The sequence below is a fragment of the Actinoplanes sp. NPDC024001 genome (assembly GCF_040638955.1).
GTDB lineage: Bacteria > Actinomycetota > Actinomycetes > Mycobacteriales > Micromonosporaceae > Actinoplanes.
The window spans coordinates 1-21,947 of record NZ_JBEZZB010000088.1 but is presented as its reverse complement, the minus strand read 5'-3'; the positions used below and the strand labels follow the sequence as shown (position 1 = coordinate 21,947).

Annotated in this window: 25 protein-coding genes; 17 read left to right on the top strand and 8 right to left on the bottom strand. The window is 72.5% G+C overall.

All coding sequences use genetic code 11. The features are described 5' to 3' along the window. The first annotated feature begins 16 nt into the window (after positions 1-16). The 3 genes from AB0F81_RS29985 to AB0F81_RS29975 are packed head-to-tail and all read left to right on the top strand — an operon-like array spanning position 17 to position 1,601. Positions 17-424, top strand: a complete 408-nt coding sequence (locus tag AB0F81_RS29985) for a DUF6069 family protein (protein ID WP_360202608.1) — start codon at positions 17-19, stop codon at positions 422-424. A 26-nt stretch (positions 425-450) separates the two neighbouring features. Beyond that, positions 451-1,227 carry a lysophospholipid acyltransferase family protein gene (locus AB0F81_RS29980; RefSeq protein WP_360202606.1) on the top strand — a complete coding sequence of 259 codons (777 nt, stop codon included), beginning with the start codon at positions 451-453 and terminating at the stop codon, positions 1,225-1,227. A 2-nt stretch (positions 1,228-1,229) separates the two neighbouring features. After that, complete coding sequence (locus tag AB0F81_RS29975; protein WP_360202604.1) at positions 1,230-1,601, top strand: hypothetical protein; 372 nt, start codon at positions 1,230-1,232, stop codon at positions 1,599-1,601. On the opposite strand, the gene AB0F81_RS29970 is transcribed toward AB0F81_RS29975, so the two are convergent. Continuing rightward, the gene (locus AB0F81_RS29970) at positions 1,580-2,470 is read right to left on the bottom strand and encodes a MarR family winged helix-turn-helix transcriptional regulator (protein ID WP_360202603.1); all 891 of its coding nucleotides are present in this window, start codon (positions 2,468-2,470) and stop codon (positions 1,580-1,582) included. The two genes, AB0F81_RS29975 and AB0F81_RS29970, sit on opposite strands and share 22 nt — an antisense overlap. Before the next feature lie 76 nt (positions 2,471-2,546). Here AB0F81_RS29970 and AB0F81_RS29965 point away from each other — a divergent pair, with 76 nt between their 5' ends. The 4 genes from AB0F81_RS29965 to AB0F81_RS29950 all read left to right on the top strand — a co-directional run bounded on the left by AB0F81_RS29965 (position 2,547) and on the right by AB0F81_RS29950 (position 6,445). Further along, positions 2,547-3,509, top strand: coding sequence for an NAD-dependent epimerase/dehydratase family protein (locus AB0F81_RS29965; RefSeq protein ID WP_360202601.1), 963 nt, complete (start codon positions 2,547-2,549; stop codon positions 3,507-3,509). A gap of 586 nt (positions 3,510-4,095) precedes the next feature. Next, positions 4,096-4,620 (top strand): TetR family transcriptional regulator, encoded by a 525-nt coding sequence (locus AB0F81_RS29960; protein ID WP_360202599.1) that lies wholly within the window; start codon positions 4,096-4,098, stop codon positions 4,618-4,620. Then, on the top strand, positions 4,617-5,282 hold the full coding sequence (locus tag AB0F81_RS29955) for a GAP family protein (protein ID WP_360202597.1): 666 nt from the start codon (positions 4,617-4,619) through the stop codon (positions 5,280-5,282). Before AB0F81_RS29960 ends, AB0F81_RS29955 begins: the two co-directional genes overlap by 4 nt. Positions 5,283-5,440: 158 nt before the next feature. Then, positions 5,441-6,445, top strand: coding sequence for an RNA polymerase subunit sigma-70 (locus tag AB0F81_RS29950; RefSeq protein ID WP_360202595.1), 1,005 nt, complete (start codon positions 5,441-5,443; stop codon positions 6,443-6,445). 7 nt (positions 6,446-6,452) lie between these two features. Here the strand turns inward: AB0F81_RS29950 and AB0F81_RS29945 are convergent, their stop codons facing one another. Then, entirely contained in the window at positions 6,453-7,016 is a 564-nt protein-coding gene (locus AB0F81_RS29945; protein WP_360202594.1) for a dihydrofolate reductase family protein, read from the bottom strand. Positions 7,017-7,249: 233 nt separating this feature from the next. On the opposite strand from AB0F81_RS29945, the gene AB0F81_RS29940 reads away from it, so the two are divergent. Then, positions 7,250-8,500 carry a spermidine/putrescine ABC transporter substrate-binding protein gene (locus AB0F81_RS29940; RefSeq protein WP_360202592.1) on the top strand — a complete coding sequence of 417 codons (1,251 nt, stop codon included), beginning with the start codon at positions 7,250-7,252 and terminating at the stop codon, positions 8,498-8,500. Here the strand turns inward: AB0F81_RS29940 and AB0F81_RS29935 are convergent. Further along, positions 8,466-8,672 (bottom strand): hypothetical protein, encoded by a 207-nt coding sequence (locus tag AB0F81_RS29935; protein ID WP_360202589.1) that lies wholly within the window; start codon positions 8,670-8,672, stop codon positions 8,466-8,468. The two genes, AB0F81_RS29940 and AB0F81_RS29935, sit on opposite strands and share 35 nt — an antisense overlap. Before the next feature lie 89 nt (positions 8,673-8,761). Here AB0F81_RS29935 and AB0F81_RS29930 point away from each other — a divergent pair, with 89 nt between their 5' ends. Next, positions 8,762-9,355, top strand: a complete 594-nt coding sequence (locus AB0F81_RS29930) for an ABATE domain-containing protein (RefSeq protein ID WP_360202587.1) — start codon at positions 8,762-8,764, stop codon at positions 9,353-9,355. On the opposite strand, the gene AB0F81_RS29925 is transcribed toward AB0F81_RS29930, so the two are convergent. After that, positions 9,356-11,026: an FAD-binding dehydrogenase gene (locus AB0F81_RS29925; RefSeq protein WP_360202585.1), complete on the bottom strand. Its 1,671-nt coding sequence runs from the start codon at positions 11,024-11,026 to the stop codon at positions 9,356-9,358. 78 nt (positions 11,027-11,104) lie between these two features. Here AB0F81_RS29925 and AB0F81_RS29920 point away from each other — a divergent pair, with 78 nt between their 5' ends. The 4 genes from AB0F81_RS29920 to AB0F81_RS29905 all read left to right on the top strand — a co-directional run bounded on the left by AB0F81_RS29920 (position 11,105) and on the right by AB0F81_RS29905 (position 15,907). Next, positions 11,105-11,692 carry a DNA alkylation repair protein gene (locus AB0F81_RS29920; protein ID WP_360202583.1) on the top strand — a complete coding sequence of 196 codons (588 nt, stop codon included), beginning with the start codon at positions 11,105-11,107 and terminating at the stop codon, positions 11,690-11,692. Between the two features lie 72 nt (positions 11,693-11,764). Beyond that, complete coding sequence (locus tag AB0F81_RS29915) at positions 11,765-13,207, top strand: IucA/IucC family siderophore biosynthesis protein (protein WP_360202581.1); 1,443 nt, start codon at positions 11,765-11,767, stop codon at positions 13,205-13,207. Beyond that, positions 13,204-14,778, top strand: a complete 1,575-nt coding sequence (locus AB0F81_RS29910; protein WP_360202580.1) for an IucA/IucC family protein — start codon at positions 13,204-13,206, stop codon at positions 14,776-14,778. Before AB0F81_RS29915 ends, AB0F81_RS29910 begins: the two co-directional genes overlap by 4 nt. Continuing rightward, complete coding sequence (locus AB0F81_RS29905) at positions 14,771-15,907, top strand: type III PLP-dependent enzyme (protein WP_360202578.1); 1,137 nt, start codon at positions 14,771-14,773, stop codon at positions 15,905-15,907. Before AB0F81_RS29910 ends, AB0F81_RS29905 begins: the two co-directional genes overlap by 8 nt. On the opposite strand, the gene AB0F81_RS29900 is transcribed toward AB0F81_RS29905, so the two are convergent. Further along, on the bottom strand, positions 15,897-16,718 hold the full coding sequence (locus tag AB0F81_RS29900) for a phosphotransferase (RefSeq protein WP_360202576.1): 822 nt from the start codon (positions 16,716-16,718) through the stop codon (positions 15,897-15,899). The genes AB0F81_RS29905 and AB0F81_RS29900 overlap by 11 nt on opposite strands. Before the next feature lie 419 nt (positions 16,719-17,137). On the opposite strand from AB0F81_RS29900, the gene AB0F81_RS29895 reads away from it, so the two are divergent. Beyond that, positions 17,138-17,464, top strand: coding sequence for a hypothetical protein (locus AB0F81_RS29895; RefSeq protein WP_360202574.1), 327 nt, complete (start codon positions 17,138-17,140; stop codon positions 17,462-17,464). A 713-nt stretch (positions 17,465-18,177) separates the two neighbouring features. Here AB0F81_RS29895 and AB0F81_RS29890 read toward each other — a convergent pair. After that, positions 18,178-18,651, bottom strand: a complete 474-nt coding sequence (locus AB0F81_RS29890) for a diadenosine tetraphosphate hydrolase (protein ID WP_360202572.1) — start codon at positions 18,649-18,651, stop codon at positions 18,178-18,180. 125 nt (positions 18,652-18,776) lie between these two features. Here AB0F81_RS29890 and AB0F81_RS29885 point away from each other — a divergent pair, with 125 nt between their 5' ends. Beyond that, positions 18,777-19,400: a LysE family translocator gene (locus AB0F81_RS29885; protein WP_360202570.1), complete on the top strand. Its 624-nt coding sequence runs from the start codon at positions 18,777-18,779 to the stop codon at positions 19,398-19,400. Between the two features lie 51 nt (positions 19,401-19,451). On the opposite strand, the gene AB0F81_RS29880 is transcribed toward AB0F81_RS29885, so the two are convergent. Together AB0F81_RS29880 and AB0F81_RS29875 are read right to left on the bottom strand one after the other, a co-directional pair. Further along, positions 19,452-20,087 (bottom strand): hypothetical protein, encoded by a 636-nt coding sequence (locus AB0F81_RS29880; protein ID WP_360202569.1) that lies wholly within the window; start codon positions 20,085-20,087, stop codon positions 19,452-19,454. Between the two features lie 31 nt (positions 20,088-20,118). Next, positions 20,119-20,577 carry a GNAT family N-acetyltransferase gene (locus AB0F81_RS29875; RefSeq protein ID WP_360202567.1) on the bottom strand — a complete coding sequence of 153 codons (459 nt, stop codon included), beginning with the start codon at positions 20,575-20,577 and terminating at the stop codon, positions 20,119-20,121. 129 nt (positions 20,578-20,706) lie between these two features. Between AB0F81_RS29875 and AB0F81_RS29870 the strand changes: the two genes are divergently transcribed. Both AB0F81_RS29870 and AB0F81_RS29865 read left to right on the top strand, forming a co-directional pair. Next, positions 20,707-21,465 carry a maleylpyruvate isomerase family mycothiol-dependent enzyme gene (locus AB0F81_RS29870; protein ID WP_360202566.1) on the top strand — a complete coding sequence of 253 codons (759 nt, stop codon included), beginning with the start codon at positions 20,707-20,709 and terminating at the stop codon, positions 21,463-21,465. 10 nt (positions 21,466-21,475) lie between these two features. Next, a partial coding sequence (locus AB0F81_RS29865) for a hypothetical protein (protein WP_360202564.1) occupies positions 21,476-21,947 on the top strand: 472 nt, incomplete at its 3' end.

Sequence of the window (21,947 nt, the reverse complement as noted above, 5' to 3'; positions counted from 1 at the left end):
CGCCGACGCTGATGGCATGACTACTCAGCAGAGCAACCCCGAAGTCTCACGGCGCGCCGTCACCCGCTACCGGCTGCGTACGGCCGTGCTGGCCGTCGTCGCCGCCGAGATGGCCTACCTGCTGCTGCGCTACGGCGCCGGTTTCGATCTGAGCCTGCGCGACGGGCCGAGCGTCGGCCCGGCCGCGGTCGCGGTGTCCGCCGGGGCCGCCGCGCTGGCCGGCTGGGCGCTGCTGGCCGTGCTGGAACGTGTCACCGCCCGCGCCCGGCGGATCTGGACGATCGTCGCGGCCGTGGTGTTCGTGGTGTCGCTGCTCGGCGCGGCCGGCGGTGCGAGCGCCGCCGCGATCCTGGGCCTGAGCATCCTGCACGCGGTCGTCGCCGCGGTGCTGATCACCGGGCTGCCCTGCGGCTGCCGCGGCTAGCGTGCGCGTGGCATCATGTCCGCCTCATGGGGACTTCTTCGTGGCGGGCGCCGCGGTTGTGGCGGATCCTGCTCGCGCTGTCGCGGATCGTGGTGTTTCCGCTGTGCCGGCTGCGGGTGCACGGCACGGTGCCGGCCGCGCTGCGCGGCGGGCCGGTGATCCTGGCGGCCAACCACGTCAGCCCGTGCGATCCGCTGGTCATGGTCGCGGCCTGCCAGAAGGCCGGGATCACCCCGCGGATCATGGCGACCGGTGGGGTGTTCGACGCCCCGGTGCTGGGCTGGATCATGCGGCGGTGCGGGCACATCCGGGTGGACCGCAACACCGTGCACGCCGCCAGCGCCCTGGACGCCGCCGGGAAGGCTTTGGCGGAGAACGCGATGGTGCTGGTCTACCCGGAGGGCCGCATCGGCCTGGACCCGTGGATGTGGCCGGAACGCGGCAAGACCGGGGTGGCGCGGATGGCCGACATCTGCGGCGCGCCGGTCGTGCCGGTCGCCCAGTGGGGTGCGCACGCGGTGCTGCCGTACGAGGCCCCGAAACGGATGGCCCGGCCGCTGCTGCGGGCGCTGCTGCGCCGGCCGGTGGTGCAGGTCAACTTCGGCACCCCGGTGGACCTGTCCGGGGTGTCCGGGTCGGCCGGGGCGCGGGCCGTGCAGGCCACCCGGCTGATCATGGAGGGGCTGGACGAGGCGCTCACCCCGCTGCGGCTCACCGAGCTGCAGACGCCGCATTTCGTCGACCACAGCCGGCCGGCGGACCTGTCCCGGGTGCGGCCGCGCCGGGTTCCGGTCCAGGATTAGGGATGCTGCACGGACGAATCATCGCCGAGAGCCTGCGCCCCGGCGCGGAGCTGGACGTACCCGGCCTGACGCTGACCCGGGTGAGCCGCCAGGACGTGTCCGGCTCGGTCGCCGCCGGCCAGCCGCCGGTGTGGACCCTGATCGACGTGGCGGCGCCGGCGGCCAGCGCCGGCCCCCTCGCCGCGGCCCTGAGCACCGCGCTGGCCGCCGAGGGCGGCTGGTACGCCGACTTCCGCGACGGCCCCGACCATGTGGTGGTCTTCGCCGGGCAGATCTTCCGGTACGCGGTCGGTGACACGGCCGGCCGGCAGGAGGCGGTCGACTACGGCCGCAGCGTCGGCGTGCCGGACCATCAGCTCGACTGGGACGGCTGAGCCAGCGTCTTCTCGAAGGCCAACTGGTTGTAGACCGAGTCACCGTAGGCCGGGATCGGCCGGTAGCCGCCCGCCCGGTACATGCCGATCGCCTCGGCGAGGGCGCCGTGGGTGCCCAGCCGCACCGTGCGGATCCCGTGGGCTGCCGCGTCGTCTTCCAGCGCGCCCAGCAGCCGCCGGCCCAGGCCGAGGCCGCGGGCGTCGGCGGCCACCCACAGGTGGCGGATCTCCGCGGTGCGCTCGCCCAGGTGCACCCACAGGCCGCAGCCGACCGGCCGGCCGTCCTCGCGGGCCAGCAGCAGCGTCCCGTCGATCTGATCGGCCGGGGTGAGGGTGGCCGGGTCGTAGCCTTCCGGGAACCGCCCGGCGAGCTCAGTGGCGTAGCGGCGCAGGCAGCCGCGGGCGTCCGGGTCGTCGGCCGGCACCGGCTGCACGGTGAGCGCGGCGCGGCGCAGCAGCCGCCGGATGCGCGCCTGCGCGTCGAGCAGCTCGTCGCGTTCGGTGTCGGTGAGCCGGCCCAGCAGCTCGGCGACACCGTCACGCGAGCGGCGGTCCAGCTCGGCGCGTTCGGCGCGGCCGGCGTCGGTGAGCTCGGCGACGCGCACCCGCCCGTCGGCCGGGTGCGCCCGCACGGTGATCAGCTGCTGGTCGGCCAGGGCCCGCAGCAGCCGGCTCAGATAGCCGGAGTCCAGGCCGAGACGCTCGCGCAGCTGCCGCACGTCGGCGCCGGCGCCGATCTCGAACAGCAGCCGGGCCTGCCCGAGCGGCCGGTCCTGGCCGAGATAGCGGTCGGTGAGCACCCCGAGGTGCCGGGTGTAGTAGCGGTGGAACTCGCGGACCCGATCGATGCGGCCCTCAATCTCTGACACAGGTCAGAGAATATCGGACTCTGCTGACGGCAGACGTCCCTTGGGCGCCGCCACCGGCGTGCGGCAGGCTCGGCGCATGCGGATTCTGGTACTCGGAGGCAGTGGTTTCGTCGGCCGTGCGGTCGCGAGCGAAGCGGTCGCCCGCGGCGACACGGTGACCGTGTTCAACCGCGGGCGCCGCGACCCGGTCCCCGGCACCCACCTGCTGCCCGGCGACCGCGAGTCCCCCGGCGGCCTGGCCGCCCTCGACGACGGCACCTGGGACGCCGTGGTCGACACCTGGTCCGCCGACGCCGCCGCGGTGGCCGCCACCGCCCGCCTGCTGTCCGGCCGCGCCGGCCACTACACCTACATCTCCAGCCGCTCGGTCTACCGCTACGGCGACCCGGCCCCGCTCGCCGAGGACTCCCCGCTGTGCGAGCTCGACGACCCCGGCTACGCCGGCGACAAACTGCGCGGCGAACACGCCGCCGCCGAGTTCACCGGCCCGCTGCTGCTGGCCCGCGCCGGGCTGATCCTCGGCCCGCACGAGGACGTCGGCCGCCTGCCGTGGTGGCTGCGCCGCCTGCACCGCGGCGGCCCCACCCTGGCGCCCGGCCCGCGCGAGCTGCCCCTGCAATACATCGACGTGCGCGACCTGGCACTGTTCGTCCTCGACGCCGCCGCGGCCGGGCGCACCGGCCCCTACAACCTGGTCAGCGAACCCGGCCACACCACCATGGGCGAGCTGCTCACCATCGCCGCCGAGGTCACCGGCGGGCACGCCGAGCTGCGCTGGACCGACCCGCAGACCATCCTCGACGCCGGCATCGAAGCCTGGACCCACCTGCCGATCTGGCTGCCACCGGGCCCCGACCACGACTTCATGCACCGCGGCGACGTCACCAAGGCCCTCCGCGCCGGCCTGCGCTGCCGCCCGGCACGCGACACCGTCACCGACACCTGGCGGTGGCTGAGCTCCCTGCCGGGCGATCCGCCGCTGCGCGCCGACCGCCCACCGGTCGGCCTCGCCCCCGACGTCGAGGCCAAGCTGTGGTGAAAACCCCTTCCCGGTACGGACGTGTACGGCCCCGTGGCATCACGCGATCCCGGCCCGCCCCCAGGCCGCAGCGCGACCGCCGGGCGTAAGCACGCCGTCGCGCCTACCCCACAGCCCCCGCCCCGCCACCGCGCCGCCCCGCACCCAGCCGGCGCCGAGACCACGCCGTCCCGGCGCGATCCGCCCCTGCCAGCCAGCCCGCCGTCTCCGGCTGCCCTCAACGCACCTGACAGCACCCGGATTCAGTGCGTAAACGGCCAGCCTGCCGTCTCGGGCTGGCGCCGGCGCACCTAATGGCGGGCTCATTCGGTGCGTGACGGCCAGCCGGGCGTCTCCGGCCGGCGCCGGCACACCTGACAGCGACCGGTTTCGGGTGTGGCGGCCAGCCAGGGCGTGGGTTGGCGCTGATGCCCCACATAGCCGCCGGTTTCGGTACCCGACAGCCAGCCGGGTTCTTCGGGCTGGTGCTGAGACACCGCTCAGCGGCCGGATCCGGTGCGTCAGCGCCAGCCGGGCTGCGGCGGCCGGCACTGAGGGACGCCTCGCGTACGCATCACTGTACCGTCCGGACGGTACAGTGATGCGTATGGGAACAGCACGCGAGCGCATCCTGGACGCCGCCGAGGAACTGATCATCGCGGGTCACGTGCCGCCCGCTCTGGAGGCGGTAGCGGCAGCGGCGGGCGTGAGCAAGGGCGGCCTGCTCTATCACTTCGACAAGCAGTCGCTGCTGCGGGCGCTGGTGACCCGGGCAGTGCATCGGTTCGACGAACGGCTGACCGTGGCCGCAGCGCAGGGAATGATGGCCGCGGCGTGGCTACGGTTGTCGGTGCCCGTGCCGGAGGAAAGCATGGTTTACCGGGCGATCATGTCGACGATGCGGCTGACCACCACCGGCGAGCTCGACCTGCCGCAGGAGGTGGGTGCAGCCGAACAGCGCTGGCAGCAGATGCTGACCGCCGAGCTGGGCGACCCCATCCGGGCGCGGCTGGTGCGGCTGGTCGGTGACGGCTTGTTCCTGGCCGCGCTGACCGGTCCGCCCCCGACCGGCGACGACGTGGACGAGCTGCTGCGCCATCTCGGTCTGCGCACGGCAGCTGAGCAGGCATGACCGCGGCGCTGCTGGCCGCAGTCGCCGGCCTGGCCCTGCTCGACGCGCTGAACCCCGCCACCATCGCCGGGGTGGCCTTGCTGCTGCTGGCCCCGATGGCGCACCCCGTCCGGGCGGCTGCCGGATTCGTCGCCGGCGCCTATCTGACGGTCTTCGCGCTCGGGGCGGTGGTGTACCTCGGTGCCGACGTCGCCGCCGACGCCGCTGGTAACGGCCTGGTCTGGGTGCGCAGGATCGCGTTCACGGTGGCGGCGGTGGCGCTGGCCGTCGCCGGGCTGCGCCGCCTGCGAGCCCGGATCCGCCCGGCGGTCACCGTGCCGCGCTGGGTCAACCCGGCGAGCGCCGCCGTGCTCGGGCTGGTCATGACCGGGGCGGACCTGCCCAACGCCTTCCCGTACTTCATCGCCATCGAGCGGATCGTCAACGCCGATATCGGCACCACCCGCTCCCTCATGATCATCGGCGGGTACGCACTGGTCTACTGCCTGCCGTGCCTGCTGCTGCTGCTCGCCGGCGCCGCCCGGGGCGACCGCGTGCGCCGCCGCCTCGGCGCCCTCTACGAACGGCTCGGCGCGGAGAGGAAACAGCCCCGCAGCGTGCCCATCGCCGCCGGGTACCTTGGTGCCGCCGTCGGCGTCTTCACCATCGCCGTGCTGGCCTGAGCCACCCGGCAGCGCCCACCCGGCCCGCTGCGACGCTGACCGCGCTCGCACGATCACCGGCCGGGCGGCACGCGGTTGCGCTCACCCCACCGATCAGAAACCCTGCGCCGCGTCGTCAGTTCTGTTGACACTCTCGCACCGGTGGAAGGATCGACGACATGACCGACGCCAGGCAGCTGGGCGCCGACGAGGCCACGTTCATCGCGGCGGCCCGCGCGCACGACACCGCGCGGTTCGCGCTGCTGACCGAGCGCCACCGGCGTGAGCTGCAGGTGCACTGCTACCGGATGCTCGCGAACTACGAGGACGCCCAGGACATGACGCAGGAGACGTTCCTGCGGGCGTGGCGCAAGCGGGAGTCGTTCCAGGGTCACGCGAGCCTGCGGACCTGGCTGTACCGGATCGCGACGAACGCCTGCCTGGACCTGCTGGACAAGCGCCCCGACCGCACCGTGGTGTCCGAGCTGCCGGACCCCGGGGCCGAGCTGGGGTACCTGCAGCCGTACCCCGACCGGATGCTGCCGCAGGACCCGCAGGACTCGGTGGTGGCGCGGGAGACGATCGAGCTGGCGTTCATCGTCGCCGTGCAGCACCTGCCGCCGCGGCAGCGGGCGGTGTTCATCCTGCGTGACGTCCTGGGCTGGCCGGCGCCGCAGGCCGCCGGCGCGCTCGCGCTGAGCGTCGCCTCGGTGACCAGCGCCCTGCAGCGGGCCCGGGTGACGATGCGCGCGCGGTTGCCCGGCCGCCGCCTCGACTGGCGCAGCCCCGCCACCGTCGAGCTGTCGCACGACGAGCGCGGCGCGGTGAAGGCCTACATCGACGCCCATGAGCGCAACGACCTGGCCGGGCTGGTGTCGCTGCTGCGCGACGACCTGCGCTTCGCGATGCTGCCCGACCCGGGCACGGTGACCGTGACCGCGGAGGACGCGGTGGACGGCTGGATTCGCGGGGGGCTGTTCCAGCGCGGCCACGACGACTGGCGCGGTCTCGCCACGACGGTCAACCGGATGCCTGCCGCCGCGTTGTACCTGCGCGCCGCCGACGACCCGCAGTACCGGCTGTTCGCCGTCGCGGTCCTGCACGTCGTCGACGGGAAGATCGCCGAGCTCACCGGGTTCGACGCCGCCGGCAAAGCCTGGCTGGGCCTGCCGGCGGCACGGTGATCGCAGCTCAGCGCCTGGTCTCGTACCTGGTCAGGAGCAGACCGCCGGGGAACGTCCGGGTCTGCACCAGGGCCAGGTTCACCCAGTTGTCCAGGGCGGTGAAGAACGGGGTGCCGCCGCCCAGCAAGACCGGTGCGGTGACCAGCAGGTACTCGTCGATCAGCCCGGCGCGCATGGCGGCTGCGGCGAGGGTGGCGCCGACGAGGTCGATGGGGCCGCCGTCCTCGGCCTTGAGCCGGGTGATCTCGGTGACCGCGTCGCCGGTGACCAGGCGGGTGTTCCAGTCGACCGGGCGCGGCGTGGAGGAGAACACCACCTTCGGCATGTCCCGCCAGCGGCGGGCGTACTCGGCGTGTGCCGGTGTGGCGCCGGGCTGCTGGTCAGCGGTCGGCCAGTGCGAGCTCATCGCCTCCCACACCTTGCGCCCGTACAGTGCCGTGCCGGTGGCCTGCACCCGGTCGGACCAGAACTGGAACAGCTCGTCGCTCGGCACGCTCCAGCCGAGGTCGCCGCCGGGCGCGGCGATGTAGCCGTCCAGGCTCAGGTTCATGCCGAAGGTCAGTTTGCGCATCGTGTCAGCCTCCTGTGAATCGATCTCCCAGGTACAGACGGGCGCGGCGCGCGAACCTCATCGGTGCAAGATCAACCTTTGGGCACCGAGCGCCACCGGAACAGCCGGTGGATCTTGGCCATCCGCCGCCGTGAGCAGCCCGAACGCCGGCCCCGCGACCCGCCACCCCGGCATACTGTTGATCATTCTGGGGTCGACCACGCCCGGAGCGCCCCGTACCCGATCGGAGTCTGATGTTCCACCGCAACGCCACCGATCCCTCCCTGCTGCGCGGCCTGACGCGGCGGCGGCTCGGCCGCCGCGACGCGTTGCGCCTCGGCGGGCTGACCGCGCTGGGCGGCGCTCTGGCCGCCTGCGGCGTGCAGGGCAAGGGCACTCCGGCGGCGAGCGTGGACACCGGCGCCCTGGCGAACTTCTGGGACGGCAAGGTCGGCAACGGCAAGGTCGACTTCGCGAGCTGGCCGATGTACATGGATCCGCAGCGACCGGAGCTGAAGAAGTTCACCGAGCAGACCGGCATCCAGGTCAACTACCAGGAGGTCATCCAGGAGATGGGCCCCTGGTTCGCCAAGGTGCAGCCGCAGCTGTCGGCCCGCCAGTCGATCGGCTTCGACCTGATGGTGATCACCAACGGGATCCAGTTCGGCCAGTTCCGCGCCGCCGGGTTCCTGGCGCCGCTGGATCACAACCGGCTGCCCCACTACACGGCGAACGCCGCGGAGAAGTACGCGCAGGAGTCGTTCGACCCGGGCAACGTGTTCAGCGTGCCGTGGGCGTCGGGCATCACCGGCATCGCCTACGACCCCGCGAAGGTGAAGCGGCCGATCACCAAGCTGGCCGACCTGTGGGACCCGGAGTTCACGGGCAAGGTCGGCATGATGTCCGACGTCACCGAGCTGGCGAACTTCGGCCTGCTGGCCGCCGGCATCGATCCCGCCGGCTCCGACGAGTCGGGCTGGAAGAAGGCCGCCGCGAAGCTGCAGCAGCAGAAGGACGCCGGCATCGTGCGCAACTACTACGAGCAGGACTACCTGGACGCGCTCGGCAAGGGCGAGGTGTGGATCACCCAGGCCTGGTCCGGTGACATCTTCCAGAAGAACCTCTCCGACGGCACGAACTTCAAGTTCGTGATCCCGCAGGAGGGCGGCACCATCTGGACGGACAACTTCGCCATCCCGGTCACCGCCGCCAACCCGGTCGACGCGATCACCCTGATCGACTTCTTCTACCGGGTGGAGAACGCGGCGTCGCTGGCCGAGTACATCAACTACGTGTGCCCGGTGCCGGCCGCCCAGCAGCAGATCCGCAAGGACGCCGCCGAGCTGTCCGGCGACGACCGTGCGGAGCTGCAGCAGGTGGCCGACAGCCCGCTGGTGTTCCCCAGCGAGGACGACTACGCCAAGCTGCACTACTACGTCGGGTTCGACACCGCCGAGGAGCAGCAGGACTTCACCCGGCTGTTCGAGCCGATCGTGCTGGGCTGACCGGCCGCTGGTAGCAGTGGTCGAGGCGGGCCGCCGCCCGGCGCAGGGCGGCGGCGGTGCCCCGGCGCAGCGGGCCGGGCTCCGGATCGGGCACCACCGGCGCGTCCGGCAGCGCGGAGTGACTGATCCGCGTGGCGGCGGGCCGGAGCAGCGGCAGGACGAGGTCGATCATCAGTGATCCCTCCCTATGTTTCCGGTTAAACTCATTTCACCGGAAGCTGCCCGGCTCCGCAACCCCCTAAACGCATTTTGGTGGAAGCAATGAGTTTTCCCCCGCTCTTCGGCGGCCTGCCCTGCCTCGACTTCGCCAACTCCGTCGACGGCAGGGCGATGCCCCGCCCCGAGGAACACCTGCACGACTACGGCCACCTGGTGCGCTGGGCCGCGTACGCCGAACTGATCGACGACGACACCGCCCGGCACCTGCAAACGCTCGCCGCAGCGCGGCCGCAGGCCGCGCAGGCATCCCACGCCGCCGCGCTGCGGCTGCGCGAGGCGATCTTCCGGGTCTGCGCCGATGACACCCCGGCCGCGGCCGACCTCGCGATCATTCAGCAGGGGTACGCCGGCGCGATGGCCGCCGCCACCCTCACCCCCACCGGCACCCGCTACAGCTGGACGTTCCCCGGCGACCACCTGGACCGCGCCTGGTGGCCGGCCGCCTGCTCAGCCGTCGACCTGCTCACCACCGGCCGACTCGACCGGGTCAAGGTGTGCGCGTCCACCGGCGGCTGCGACGGGCTGTTCCTGGACACCAGCAAGAACGGCAGCCGCCGCTGGTGCAGCATGAGCGACTGCGGCACCGAGGCGAAAGTCACCCGGCAGACAGCGCGGCGCCGCGCCGCCCGCACCTGATCACAGGCTGCGCGCGGCGTGCCGGCCCGCGGCCCGCCCGGAGAACAGGCACCCGCCGAGGAACGTGCCCTCCAGGGCGTTGTAGCCGTGCACCCCGCCGCCGCCGAACCCGGCCACCTCACCGGCCGCGTACAGCCCCGGCACCGGCTCCCCGCTCAGGCCCAGGACCCGCGAGTCCAGGTCGGTCTGGATGCCACCGAGGGTCTTGCGGGTCAGCACGTGCAGCTTCACCCCGATCAGCGGCCCGGCCGCCGGGTCCAGGATGCGGTGCGGCACCGACGTCCGGCCGATCCTGTCGCCCAGGTAGCGGCGCGAGTTGTGGATGCCCTGCACCTGCGCGTCCTTGCTGACCTTGTTGCCGATCTGCCGGTCCCGCGCCTGCACCTGCTCGCGGATGCGGGCGGCGTCCAGCAGCGGCTCGGCGGTCAGCTTGTTCATCGCCGCGACCAGATCATCGAGGCCGTCGGCGACCACGAAGTCGTCGCCGTGCTGCTTGAACGCCTCCACCGGCGCCGGCGCGCCCTTGCCGAACAGCCGCTCCTTGATGAACGCCCGCCGGTCCTTCGCGGTCAGGTCCGGGTTCTGCTCGGACCCGGACAGCGCGAACTCCTTCTCGATCATCCGCTGCGACAGCAGGAACCACGAGTGGTCGTACCCGGCGATCTCCGGCGTGGTGCGCAGGTAGCGCAACGTGCCCAGGGTGTCGTAGCTGGGGAAGAACGGCGCCGGCAGGCGCCGGCCGAGCGCGTCGAACCACATCGGCGACGGCGCGGACAGGATCCGGATGCCGTGGCCCGGCCACACCGGGTTCCAGTTGCGCACCCCCTCCACGTAGTGCCACATCCGGTCCCGGTTGACCAGCCGCGCCCCGGCGGCCTCAGCGATGCCGAGCATCCGCCCGTCCACGTACGCCGGCACCCCGGTCACCATGCTGGTCGGGGCGGTGCCCAGCCGTGCCGGCCAGTACTGGCGCACCAGGTCGTGGTTGGCGCCGATCCCGCCGGTGGTGACGATGACCGCCGGCGCCCGCAGCTCGAAGTCCCCGGCCACGGTGCGGTTCGACGGCACCCCGCGCGCCGCGTCGTCCGCCGCCAGCAGGGTGCCGCGCACCCCGGCCACCGCACCGCCCTCGACGATCAGCTCGTCGACCCGGTGCCGGTGATGAAACGCCAGCCGCCCCGCGGCCGCCGCGGCCAGCGCCGCGTTGGCGAACGGCTCGACCACCCCGGTGCCCGTACCCCAGGTGATGTGGAACCGCGGCACCGAGTTGCCGTGCCCGCCGGCGCGCAGGTCACCGCGCTCGGCCCAGCCGGCGAACGGCAACCACTTCATCCCCAGCGACGCCAGCCAGGCACGCTTCTCCCCGGCGGCGAACTCCACGTACGCCCGCGCCCAGCGCACCGCCCAGCTGTCCTCGTCGCCGAGGCGGTCGAACCCGGCGCTGGCCTGCCAGTCCGACCAGGCCAGCTCGACGTCGTCGCGGATGCGGGCCCGCCGCTGCTCGGGGCTGCCGACGAAGAACAACCCGCCGAACGACCACCACGCCTGCCCGCCGAGGTTGGCCGCGTTCTCCTGATCCAGCAGCGCCACCCTCTTCCCGGCGGCCGTGAGCTCGTGCGCGGCGGCCAACCCGGCCAGCCCGGCACCCACGACGATGACGTCCGCGTCCACGGCCCACACCCCTCTGCGCTGATGAGATACGAGAATTTATCGGATTAGCGGTCCGGTGGGAACGGCTACCATGCGCCGATGCAGCTGACCGCCGCCGCCTTCCTCGACGCCCTGCACGCCGAAGCCGACGACGCCGAACGCGACAAGAAAAAGCGCTACCTGCACACCGGCCCCGACACCCAGGTCATCGGCGTGCGCATGGGCACCCTGTTCGCCACCGCCAAGGCCTACCACCGCATGCCCCTGGACCAGGTCGAACAACTGCTGGCCAGCCCCTACTACGAGGCCCGCATGGGCGCCGTCAGCATCCTCGACTTCCAAGCCCGCCACCCCAGGATCACCGACGCCGAACGGCGCGCCCTCTACGACACCTACCTGAACAACCACGACCGCATCGACAACTGGGACCTCGTCGACCGCGCCGCACCCCGCGTCATCGGCTGGTACCTGCTCGACAAACCCCGCGACATCCTCTACGACCTCGCCGCCTCCCCCGACCAGTGGCGCCGCCGCACCGCCATCACCGCCACCCTCTTCCTCATCCGCAACCACCAGTACGACGACGCCCGCAAACTCGCCGACCTGCTCGCCGACGACCCCGCCCCCCTGGTCCGCAAATCCGTCGCCATCGCCCGCCGCGAACTCGGCAAGGCCGACACGCCGTAACCCGGCTGTGGCGTCGCTCGCCCCGTAACGCCCCGCACAGACACCCCGGGGTCACGCCACCACAATGAGAACGTGCCGCAGCCGACCGCCGACCCCGTGCAGACCCGCGCCGAACTCGCCACGCTGCGCCCCGACCTGCTCGACCGCTACGACGCCGCCCTACCCGGCGCGCGCAGCGCCATCCTCACCCGCCTGTACGGCGCCCTGGAACGCGAACCGCTACCCGGCCTGGCCCGCCGCGAACACCGCGACGGCCACACCCACGTCACCTTCACCAACGGCGAGACGGTCAGCTACCCGACCACCGCCGCCGCACCGTTCACCCGCGCCGAACCCGACGGCGACCCGGTCGCCCTCGTGCACCGCCTCTGGCCCGGCAGCCGCCTCACCGCCGAGATCGCCAACAGCGTCGCCAACCTGGCCCTGGCCCGCGCCAACACCACCCCCACCCGGCTCCCCGCACCCGGCGACCCCGACGCCCTCGGCAAAATCGAACAACTCCTCGTCGACGGCCACCCCCTGCACCCGTGCTGCCGCACCCGCACCGGCCTGACCGTCGCCGACGTGCTCGCCTACGCCCCCGAACACCGGCCGGTCATCCGCCTGCGCCGGCTGCGCGTGCCCGCCGACCGCTGGTACGGCACCGCCCAGCCGGTCCTCTACGCCCACCCCTGGCAGGCGCCCCGGCTGCTCGCCCGCTACCCCTGGCTCACCAACGCCGGCGTCACCCGCCCGGTCCGGCCGCTCATGTCCCTGCGCACCGTCGCCCCGGTCAGCGGCGGACCCCACATCAAAACCGCCGTCGACATCCAGATGACCTCCGCCGTCCGCACCGTCTCCCCGGCCGCCGTGCACAACGGGCCACGCCTGTCCGCACTGCTCACCCGCCTCACCGCCGACCTGCCACTGGACGTGCTCGCCGAAACCGCCGCCGGGGCGGTCATCACCGACGACGGACCCGACCGCCACCTCGCCCACCTCACCCGGCAGGCGCCCCGACTCGGCGCCGGCGAGACCGCCGTACCCCTCGGGGTGCTCGCCACCACCCCGGCGCTGCTGGCCAGCCTGCGCGACCCGTACGCATTCCTGAAAGACCTTGATCTGGTGCTGTTCGCGCCGATGGCGCGCGTGCTCGAACGCGGCGTCGCGCTCGAAGCCCACGGCCAGAACACCCTGATCGTCCTCGCCGACGGCCGGCCGGTACGCACCCTCTACCGCGACCTCGGCGGCGTGCGCGTCCACACCACCCAGCACCCCGACCTCGACCTGCACGGCGACCTGCCCACCGACGACCCCGCCGACCTGCGCACCAAACTCACCGCCGCCCTCGGCACCGCCACCCTGCAACTGGTCACCGCCCTCGCCCACCACTACGGCACCGAACCCGACCGGCTGTGGAACACCATCCCCGACCTGCTCGACGGCCCCCTGCCGATCAAAGCCACCACCGCCATGCGGCTCGCCACCGACCCGCTCGCCGACCAGTGGACCCATCTGCCCAAGGACCCCACATGATGATCCGCAGCGTCAGCACCGGACGCCTCGCCGCAGCCGCCGCCCACACCGAGGCCGCCCTCGCCGTCCACGCCCCCCACCTGACCGCCGGCTTCGTCGCCAACCTGCCCCACGCCGCCGACACCGTCGGCCGCCGCCTGCGCGCCGCCCTCGTCCGCGAAGAACTCACCCCCGCCTACACCCGCGGGCGGGTCCACGCGTTCAACCGGGTCGAATACCCCACCGCCGGCGTCAACGACCCGGTCGACCTGCTCGCCGGCCTCGACAACGGCACCTTCGCCGCGGAGATCCGCAACGCGGTGCTGAATCTGGCGATCGCGCTCTCCCGCTTCTCTGCGGGTGAGGAGTCCGATAACCCGGACATCGAGGCAGTGCGGCTCGAACGGCTCGCCGTCGCCGGACACAACCTGCACCCCTGCGGCCGCACCCGCCTCGGCTGGGACACCGTCGACGTGCTCGCCCACGACCTCGAAGCCGGCCACACCACCATCGGCTTGCTCGCCGTCCGCGACGACCACCACCTCGGCGACGACCTCACCGCACCGCTGAACCTGCCCGCCGCCCCACCCGGCTACCGCACCCAGCCCGTCCACGCCTGGCAACGCGACCTGGTCACCACCCGCTACGCCGACCTGTTCACCGCCGGCATCCTGCAACCCATGGACGGGCACCTCGACGCCATCCCCACCGCCGCCCTGCGCACCCTGCTCATCCCCGGCACCGGCACCTACCTCAAGGTGTCCCTCGACATCCAGGTCACCTCCACCCGCCGCAGCATCAGCGTCGCCAGCACCCGCAACGGACCCGCCCTCTCCGACCTGCTGCACCGCATCGTCGCCGACGACCCCGACGGGCACCGCCTGCTGCTGCTGGCCGAAACCGGCGGCGCCGCCGTACCCGCCGCCGGCACCGGACGCGACCTGTCGGCCATCACCCGCACCGGCCTCACCGGCCGCCTGCAACCCGGCGAACACGCCGTACCCGGCAGCGCCCTGCCCGCCCACGACCCCGCCACCGGCACCACCGTCCTCGCCGGCCTCGTCAACGAATCCGGACTCGGCGCCGCCGGCTGGCTCACCGCCTACACCCGCCTGCTCCTACCACCCCTGCTGCGCCTGGCCACCCGCGGCGTCGCCCTCGAAGCCCACCTGCAGAACTGCCTGCCCACCTTCCTCGACGGCCGCCCCCACCGCCTCGCCCTGCGCGACTTCGCCGGCCTGCGCCTGCACCCCGGCCGCCTCACCGCCGCCGGACACACCCTCGACCTGTGGCCCGGCTCCGTCGTCGGCACCGACGACCTCGACCTGCTACGCGCCAAACTCGGCTACACCGCCCTGCAAGCCCACCTCGGCGAACTCGTCATCCGCCTGGAGGAAACCCACGGCCTGCCCGAAGACCACGCCTGGCGCATCGTCCGCGACATCGTCGACGACACCTACGACCAGCTCGACGGCCACCCCGACCACGCCTACTTCACCGCACCCACCATCGGCCACAAAGCCCTCGTCCGGATGCGCCTCGCCGGCGAAGGCGACATCTACCTCCCGGTCAGCAACCCCCTCCATGGCTGAGCTGCCCACCCACGTCGCCCACGCGCTGCGGCGCCTGCCGGCGCCCGCCTGCGCCTACCTCTACGACACCCAGGCACTACGCCGGCGCGCAGAAACCTTCCGGGCGGCACTGCCGGCCAACACCCTATTCCTGTACGCGGTGAAAGCCAACGGCCACCCCCGAGTGGTCGACACCCTCGCCACCGTGTGCGACGGCCTGGAAGTGGCCTCCGGCGGAGAACTCCACCTCGCCGTCAACGCCGGCGCCCGCCGCATCGCCTTCGGCGGACCGGCCAAAACCGACACCGAACTCGCCGCCGCCGTCGCCGCCGGCGCCCAACTCAACGTCGAAAGCGCCCACGAACTGCGCCGCCTCGCCGGCCTCGGCCTGCACGCCGACATCTGCATCCGGGTCAACCGCGCCGGCAGCGGACTCACCGGCAGCCACACCATGACCGGCACCCCCACCCCGTTCGGCGTCGACGAAACCCAACTACCGGCCCTGCTCGCCGACATCCCCGCCGGACTGCGCGTCACCGGATTCCACCTGCACGCCGTCTCCAACAACCTCGACGGCACCGCACACGCGGCCTTCCTCACCGACGCCATCACCTGGTCCCTCGGCACCGCCCACAAACACGGCGTACACCTGCGCACCGTCAACGCGGGCGGCGGATTCGGCGTCGACTACCTGAGCACGGCCGCCATCGACCTGACACCGCTGTCGAAAGTCACCGTTCCCGACGGCATCGAACTGCTCCTCGAACCCGGCCGCTACCTCACCGCCGACGCCGGCTGGTACACCGCGGAAGTCCTCGACCTCAAAACCACCCACGGGCGCACCTTCGCCGTCCTACGCGGCGGCACCCACCACTTCCGGCTCCCCGCCGCCTGGGGCTACAGCCACCCGTTCACCGTCCTGCCCGTCGACGACTGGGACCGGCCCTACCCGCGCCCCACCGTCCACGACACCGACATCGACGCCGTCGGCGAACTGTGCACCCCCCGCGACGTCCTCACCCGCGGCCAGCACGTCCCCCAACTACGCGCCGGCGACCGGCTCGTCTTCGCCCGCGCCGGCGCCTACGGCTGGGACATCTCCCACCACGAATTCCTGCGCCACGACCCACCCGACTTCGTCATCCTCTGACCAGGCCCAACTTGCGGACCTGCCACTCCAGGTCGGCGCCGCCCGGCGAAAGCTCCGTCAAGCCGTAGAACAGCCACGCCTGGAACACCGGGACCACCAGCGCCCGCTCCAGATCGGAAAGCGGGCGCACCTCGGCGTAACCACGGATCACGTCATCCTGATAACCGCGCCACCACAACGCGAAATCCGCCACCAGCAGCGTCCGGTGCGCAGCCTCGAAATCCAGCAACCCGGACAGCCGGTCACCGTCGAACAGCAGATTCCACGTGGCGAAATCCCCGTGGATCAGACCGCGCGGCACGGCGCTGAGATCCTGCGCGGCGAACCACTGCGCTGTCGCGTCACGGCACTGCCGCAGCAGGCGGCCCTGATCGGGCCGGAACCGTTCGAACTCCCGCAACCACCGCTCCAGCGCCGGGTCGGCGACGACCACATCAGGCCCCGGGAAACCGGCGCGGCAGCCGGTGATCCCGGCAGCGGCCAGGTGCAACTCGGCGAGCAGCCGGCCGCGGGCGCGCTGTTCGCCGGCGTCGCCGCGTGCCCGGGGCACGCCCGGCAGGCGGTGCAGCAGCAGCCAGATGTCACCGTGCCGGTCGGTGAACGGCTCGTCGAGCAACTGCGGCGTCGGCCAGCCCCGTTCCCGCAGCTCAGCCGAGACCCGCAGCGTGTACGCCACGTCGCGGTATCTCGCCCGCTTGACGATGAGGTCCTGCCCGGCGCGGGTGGCGGCCCAGGTGCCACCGCCGTGTTCGCCCAGCAACGGTCCCGGTTCGAGCCGCCACCGGCGGCAAACGTCCGCGTCGATTCTCATGGGTTGTCGGCGAAGCCGTCCTTTGGGTGTTGAGTGCGGCTTGCCGCACTGCCTCTAGGGCATCCTAGGATACTGATTCGACGGCCTTTTGCGATGAGTTCCCTTCCTAGCGCAGCAAGCCCCGCCGGGTTGTCCCCGTTCGGCTCCTACGCCGCAAGTTGACTCCCTGGGGCTTGGCTGCCCGCACGACGTCCTCAGGCAGACGCCTGCCCACCGCGTCCGGTGACCGCCGTGCCGCATGTCGTCCGTCGGCCTGGAACACCCGTCTTCTCCCCTGCGCGAACCGATGGCGGGCACCGCTCGCGATCACCGTCCTGCTCGGGGAACCCGTTCTCGGAGCCGAGGCCCTCCTGCGACAGTGCTCCCGGCTTCCGGCACCACCTTGATCAACCGGCGAACAGACCCGGCAAGATCAAGCCATGAGCCAGATCGTCGAGATCCATGTCCCCCTGCTGCCCGGCAAAGACGTGCCGCAGGACAGCTTTCAGTTCCCGTGGATCGAACAGGTCGAGGACCACCTGATCGACCTGGAGGACGAACTCGACATCGAGGTCTACGACGAGGCCGAGGAAATCGACGACAGCTACGTCTTCTTCATCGCCGGCGGCGACGAACAAACCCTGCTGACCGCAGCCTCCCGCGTAGCAGCTCTCGACGGCGTCCCACCCGGCTCCTTCGCCATGGTCACCGACGAAGCCGCCGAGTCCATCGGCATGGGCCGCCGAGTCACCCTCCCTATCCCCTGACCCGAACACCCGAGCCAATCGACTCTCCTGAACTCACGGCGAGGCCACCACGCCAGTCCCAGCTCGTGGCACTGTCGGCTGGCTGCCACACCCCTAACCGCGACCTCATTCCGTGCCTGGCCGCCAGCCGGCGGCTTCAGCCGGCGGTCAGGCACGGCAGCCGCAACGCCGTGACGTGCCCGAGCGTCAGCCGGGCGGCCTCGGCTGTCCGGCATGAACCCATCCCGGCCGCCATAAGGCGCGTCAGCACCAGCCGGGCGACCCCGGCTGGCGGCCAGGAACCGAACAGCCGCCTCAGTCCGTGCCTGAGCACCAGCCGGCGGCCTCGGCTGGCGGTCAAGAACCCCAACGCGGGCTCTTTCCATGCCTGACCGCCAGCCGAGTGACGTCAGCTGGCATGCACGGAGCCGCGACGCCACGACAGGCCTGAGCGTCGGCCGAGCAGAGTCGGCTGTCCGCCAGGAACCTAACCCGGCCGCCATAAGCTGCGTCAGCGCCAGCCGAGGCCGCCAGGCTGGCGGCCAGGAACCGAACCGGGGGCTCAATCCGTGCCTGAACGCCAGCCGCGCGGCTTCAGCTGGCGGCCAGGAACCGAACCGCGGGCTCAATCCGTGCCTGAACGCCAGCCGCGCGGCTTCAGCTGACGGCAAGGGACGGTGGCTGGGACGCGGTGGCGGGATCGGCCGGCCGTTGCAGGCTGCGGCTGGCTCGGCTCAGGAGCTGGCGAGGCGTTCGAGCTCTCTCGTCAGCTCAGTTCGCAGCGGGTCGTGCTGGGGGCCGAGGAGATGCTCCGGAGCGGAGCGCAACTCCGCCGGATAACCGAACACCGGCCCTTTCGCCCGGTCTTCCGGCTCCCACGTGTATCGCGCGTGGACGTGGGCGTGCAGGTAGGGATCGAGGTTGCCCAGGATCGAGTAGTTCACCCGCCGGAATCCGCTGTCGCGACGGTGGCAGACGGTGGCGATCGCCTCCCCGAGTAGGTCCATGTCGGCGAGGAAGGCGAGCCGGCGCGGGCGCGGCAGGTCGGTGAGGCGGTTGGCGGTCGGGTCGTCGGTGAGCAGGACGCAGTAGCCCGGCAGCAGCTGCGAGTCGCCGATGACCGCGAAGCTCGTCGCCAGCCGGGCGAGAACGGTGGGGTTCTCCCCTCGCAGGGCGGATCCGATCCTGTCCAGGCGCCAGCCGACCACGTCGGCATGGTACCGAGCCCGGATCGCAGCGCGGCCGCGTACGAAATCGGGGTGGTCGGCGAAGCCGTCCTTGATCGGGGGGTGCGGCTTGCCGCACCTCCCCTAAGGCGTCCTAGGATGAAGGCATGGATGGGGCTGCCTATGGAACCTTCATCGCGCTGGCCGTCGTGGTCGTGCTGATCCCGGGGCCGGACTTCGCCGTCGTCACCGGCAACACCGTCTCCGGCGGGCGGGCGCGCGGCCTGTGGTGCGCCGCCGGGGTCGCCACCTCGAACGCGGTGCAGGGCACGGCAGCGGTGATCGGGCTGGGTGCGCTGATCGTGAGCGCCCAGCCGGTCTTCCAGACGATCAAGTGGGCGGGCGCGGCGTATCTGGTGTATCTCGGCGTGCGGGCGCTCCGCTCGGCCTGGCGCGGGCAGTATCCGATGGAGGCCACCGAAGGTGGCAAGGGCGCGGCGATCCGCGGCTGGCGGCAGGGGTTCCTCTCCAACATCACGAACCCGAAGGTGCTGGTCTTCTACCTGGCGGTGCTGCCGCAGTTCCTCGCGCCGCAGGCCGGCGCGGTGTCGATGCTGGGGTACGCGCTGAGCCACGCCCTGCTCTCGCTGACCTATCTGATGCTGCTGACCGCCGGGCTGCACCGGGCCCGGCGGGTGCTGTCGCGCCGCCGGGTGCGCCGGACCCTGGACGGGCTGACCGGGACGGCGATGGTCGCATTCGGGGCGCGGATCGCGGTCGAGCGCGGCTGAGCAGACGACGACCGCAGCGGCCCGGAACGCGGCCCGGCCGCGAAGCGATGATCAGGCAGCCGGTTCGCGGCGGCTGAGCCGCACGCACCCCACCACGAGCAACGCCACCCCCACCAGCGTCCCCGCGATGATGAACCCCGACTCGTAGTACGGCCCGTCATCCACCGATACCGCGATGGACACCCGCTCCCCCTGCGACGGCGACGCCAGCGGCGGCGCCGTCGTGATCGTCCGGTACGCGGTCTGCACCTCCATCCACGTGCGCGCCCCCAGCACCGCCGTCCCGATCACCAGCGGCGCCACCGCGTCCGGCAGCACACCCGGGTCGGCCAGGCGGATCACCGCCACCGCGAGCAGCACACACCCCAGCACCAGCGCACCCGCGACGACCACCGACCGGATCGTCTGTTCCCGCTGAAGGACCGGGTCGGTGATCATCGCGATCAGGTCGGCGGTGGCGACCGGCACCTGCCGCCACGCGCTGACCTCGGCCACCAGCGCACCGGCCACCGCCAGCAGGCCACCCCACGTCAGCAGCCGGGCCGGGCGGCCGGCGACCGGCCGCAGCGCGAGCACCAGCAGCACCGCGAGCCCGGCGAGCATGGTCGGCCAGCGCATCCCCGCGACGGCGCCGGCAGCGGCCACGGCGGTGAGGACCACGACGACCGGGATCCATCGGCTGATCACGAGCGGCGACGCTACCAAAGATCGACGTCCGTCACAGGGTCAGGGTCATGTGCACACTGTTCGGGTCCGGCCGGTAGCCGGCGAACGGCTCGCAGTAGGTGAAGCCGAACTTCTCGTACAGCGCGCGGGCCGGCGCGAAGAACCCGTCCGCACCGGTCTCCAGGTAGAGCCGGGCGTATCCGCGCCGCCGCGCCTCCCCCACCAGGTGCCCGAGCACCGCCGACGCCACCCCGCGCCGCTGGGCGGCCGCCGCGGTGCGCATCGATTTCACCTCCGCGCTGGCCGCGTCCAGCTCCTTCAGGGCGCCGCAGCCGACGAGCTGCTCGCCGTCGTACACCGACCAGAACGTCACCTCGGGCCGGCGCAGCGCGTCGAGGTCGAGCGCGTGGGTGCTCTCCGGCGGCGTGATCGACCGCAGCTCGTCCAGGTGTTCGCGCAGCAGCGCGGCGATACCCGGCCCGGACAGGTCATCCACCACGATCTTGCGCATCGTCCCCCGATCCCACCCCGGCGCCCATCGCCGCGGCCGGAATTCTGCCAGCCGGGCGGCGCACCGCCCGATCAAATTCCCACTGCGGTGATGCCGACAAGGTGGTAGACAACCCCGGTGGAGTCGACTTTGACGTATTCCGATCTGCTGCGACTGATCGACGAGCGGGCGACCGCCTTCCGGGCCGCCGTCGCCGCGGCGCCCGACCTCGGCGCGCAGGTGCCGACCTGCCCGGAGTGGACGCTGTTCGACCTGGCCGAGCACATCGGTGAGGGGCGCCGCAGGTGGGCGGCCACCGTCGCCGCCGGGCCGGCCGACGCGCCACCGGACCGGGCTGCCTGGCCGGGCCCGCTGGAAGCACCCCGCGAGCGCGACGCGCTGCTGGACTGGCTGACCGCATCCACCCAGCTGCTGGTCGGCGCGCTGCGCGAGGCCGGCCCCGACCGCGGGTGCTGGACCTGGTGGGGGCGCTCGCAGTCCCCGCGGAACAGCGCGGCCGTGGCCCGGCATCAGCTGCAGCAGCTGGCCGTGCACACCTACGACGCCCAGCTCGTCGTGGGCGCTGCGGAGCCGCTGCCCACCGAGATCGCCCTGGACGGGGTGGACGAGTTCCTGTCCACCTGCTGCGCGACGACCTCGCCCTGGCCGCACGAGCCCGCCACCGTCGACTACCACGCCACCGAGGGCCGTTCCTGGCGTCTCTCGCTCTCCGCCGACGGCGCACGCTCCGCCCGCACCAACGGGGAAGGCACCGCCGACGCCTCCGCTGAGGGCTCGGCCAGCGAGCTGGTCCTGTTCCTCTACGGCCGGATCCTCATGGACGCGCTGAAGCTCGAGGGTGACCGGCGCCAGTTCGACCGGCTCATCGCCTGGGACCCCGGCGTGTGATCATCGCGGTGTGACCAGCTTCCCCGCGACGGCCCGGCGCGTACGCGACCCGGACCTCGTCGCCTGGCAGCGCCGGGCGCGGTTGCGGAACTGCCTCTATCACTTCGCGCCGTACGGGTTCCGGGCCACCTGGAACCACCTGGTGGCCGCTCACCGCATCCCCCGCCGGATCGAGGCCGATCCGGCGGCGCTGGTCCGGGCCCTCGACGACCTCGAGGCCGCCCGCGCACTGGTCATGCCGCGGGCGGCCGCCTTCGCCGCCCGCCGGCGCGAGGAGAAGCGGGCCGGTCGCCGCGTCCCGGCGGAACAGCATCCGTGGGACTCCTGGGGCTGCCACGCCATCGCCTACTGCCCGGACCCGCGCAAATATCCGGACGGCCCGCTCGCGCTGGTGGTGGTCGCGTCCGTCACGGTCTCGCGCAGGCCGACCTCGATGTCGGTGGCGGTCAGGCCGAAGGTGCGCTCGGTGAGCGAGGAATCGA

Bases quoted from the DNA above. Each gene is read 5' to 3' on its own strand.
- AB0F81_RS29935 (WP_360202589.1), bottom strand. From the start codon at position 8,672: ATGATCGACCTCGTCCTGCCGCTGCTCCGGCCCGCCGCCACGCGGATC.
- AB0F81_RS29895 (WP_360202574.1), top strand. From the start codon at position 17,138: ATGAGCCAGATCGTCGAGATCCATGTCCCCCTGCTGCCCGGCAAAGAC.
- AB0F81_RS29965 (WP_360202601.1), top strand. From the start codon at position 2,547: ATGCGGATTCTGGTACTCGGAGGCAGTGGTTTCGTCGGCCGTGCGGTC.
- AB0F81_RS29875 (WP_360202567.1), bottom strand. From the start codon at position 20,577: ATGCGCAAGATCGTGGTGGATGACCTGTCCGGGCCGGGTATCGCCGCG.
- AB0F81_RS29900 (WP_360202576.1), bottom strand. From the start codon at position 16,718: ATGAGAATCGACGCGGACGTTTGCCGCCGGTGGCGGCTCGAACCGGGA.
- AB0F81_RS29930 (WP_360202587.1), top strand. From the start codon at position 8,762: ATGAGTTTTCCCCCGCTCTTCGGCGGCCTGCCCTGCCTCGACTTCGCC.
- AB0F81_RS29980 (WP_360202606.1), top strand. From the start codon at position 451: ATGGGGACTTCTTCGTGGCGGGCGCCGCGGTTGTGGCGGATCCTGCTC.
- AB0F81_RS29985 (WP_360202608.1), top strand. From the start codon at position 17: ATGACTACTCAGCAGAGCAACCCCGAAGTCTCACGGCGCGCCGTCACC.
- AB0F81_RS29975 (WP_360202604.1), top strand. From the start codon at position 1,230: ATGCTGCACGGACGAATCATCGCCGAGAGCCTGCGCCCCGGCGCGGAG.
- AB0F81_RS29885 (WP_360202570.1), top strand. From the start codon at position 18,777: ATGGATGGGGCTGCCTATGGAACCTTCATCGCGCTGGCCGTCGTGGTC.
- AB0F81_RS29910 (WP_360202580.1), top strand. From the start codon at position 13,204: ATGATGATCCGCAGCGTCAGCACCGGACGCCTCGCCGCAGCCGCCGCC.
- AB0F81_RS29905 (WP_360202578.1), top strand. From the start codon at position 14,771: ATGGCTGAGCTGCCCACCCACGTCGCCCACGCGCTGCGGCGCCTGCCG.
- AB0F81_RS29920 (WP_360202583.1), top strand. From the start codon at position 11,105: ATGCAGCTGACCGCCGCCGCCTTCCTCGACGCCCTGCACGCCGAAGCC.
- AB0F81_RS29945 (WP_360202594.1), bottom strand. From the start codon at position 7,016: ATGCGCAAACTGACCTTCGGCATGAACCTGAGCCTGGACGGCTACATC.
- AB0F81_RS29960 (WP_360202599.1), top strand. From the start codon at position 4,096: ATGGGAACAGCACGCGAGCGCATCCTGGACGCCGCCGAGGAACTGATC.
- AB0F81_RS29950 (WP_360202595.1), top strand. From the start codon at position 5,441: ATGACCGACGCCAGGCAGCTGGGCGCCGACGAGGCCACGTTCATCGCG.
- AB0F81_RS29940 (WP_360202592.1), top strand. From the start codon at position 7,250: ATGTTCCACCGCAACGCCACCGATCCCTCCCTGCTGCGCGGCCTGACG.
- AB0F81_RS29955 (WP_360202597.1), top strand. From the start codon at position 4,617: ATGACCGCGGCGCTGCTGGCCGCAGTCGCCGGCCTGGCCCTGCTCGAC.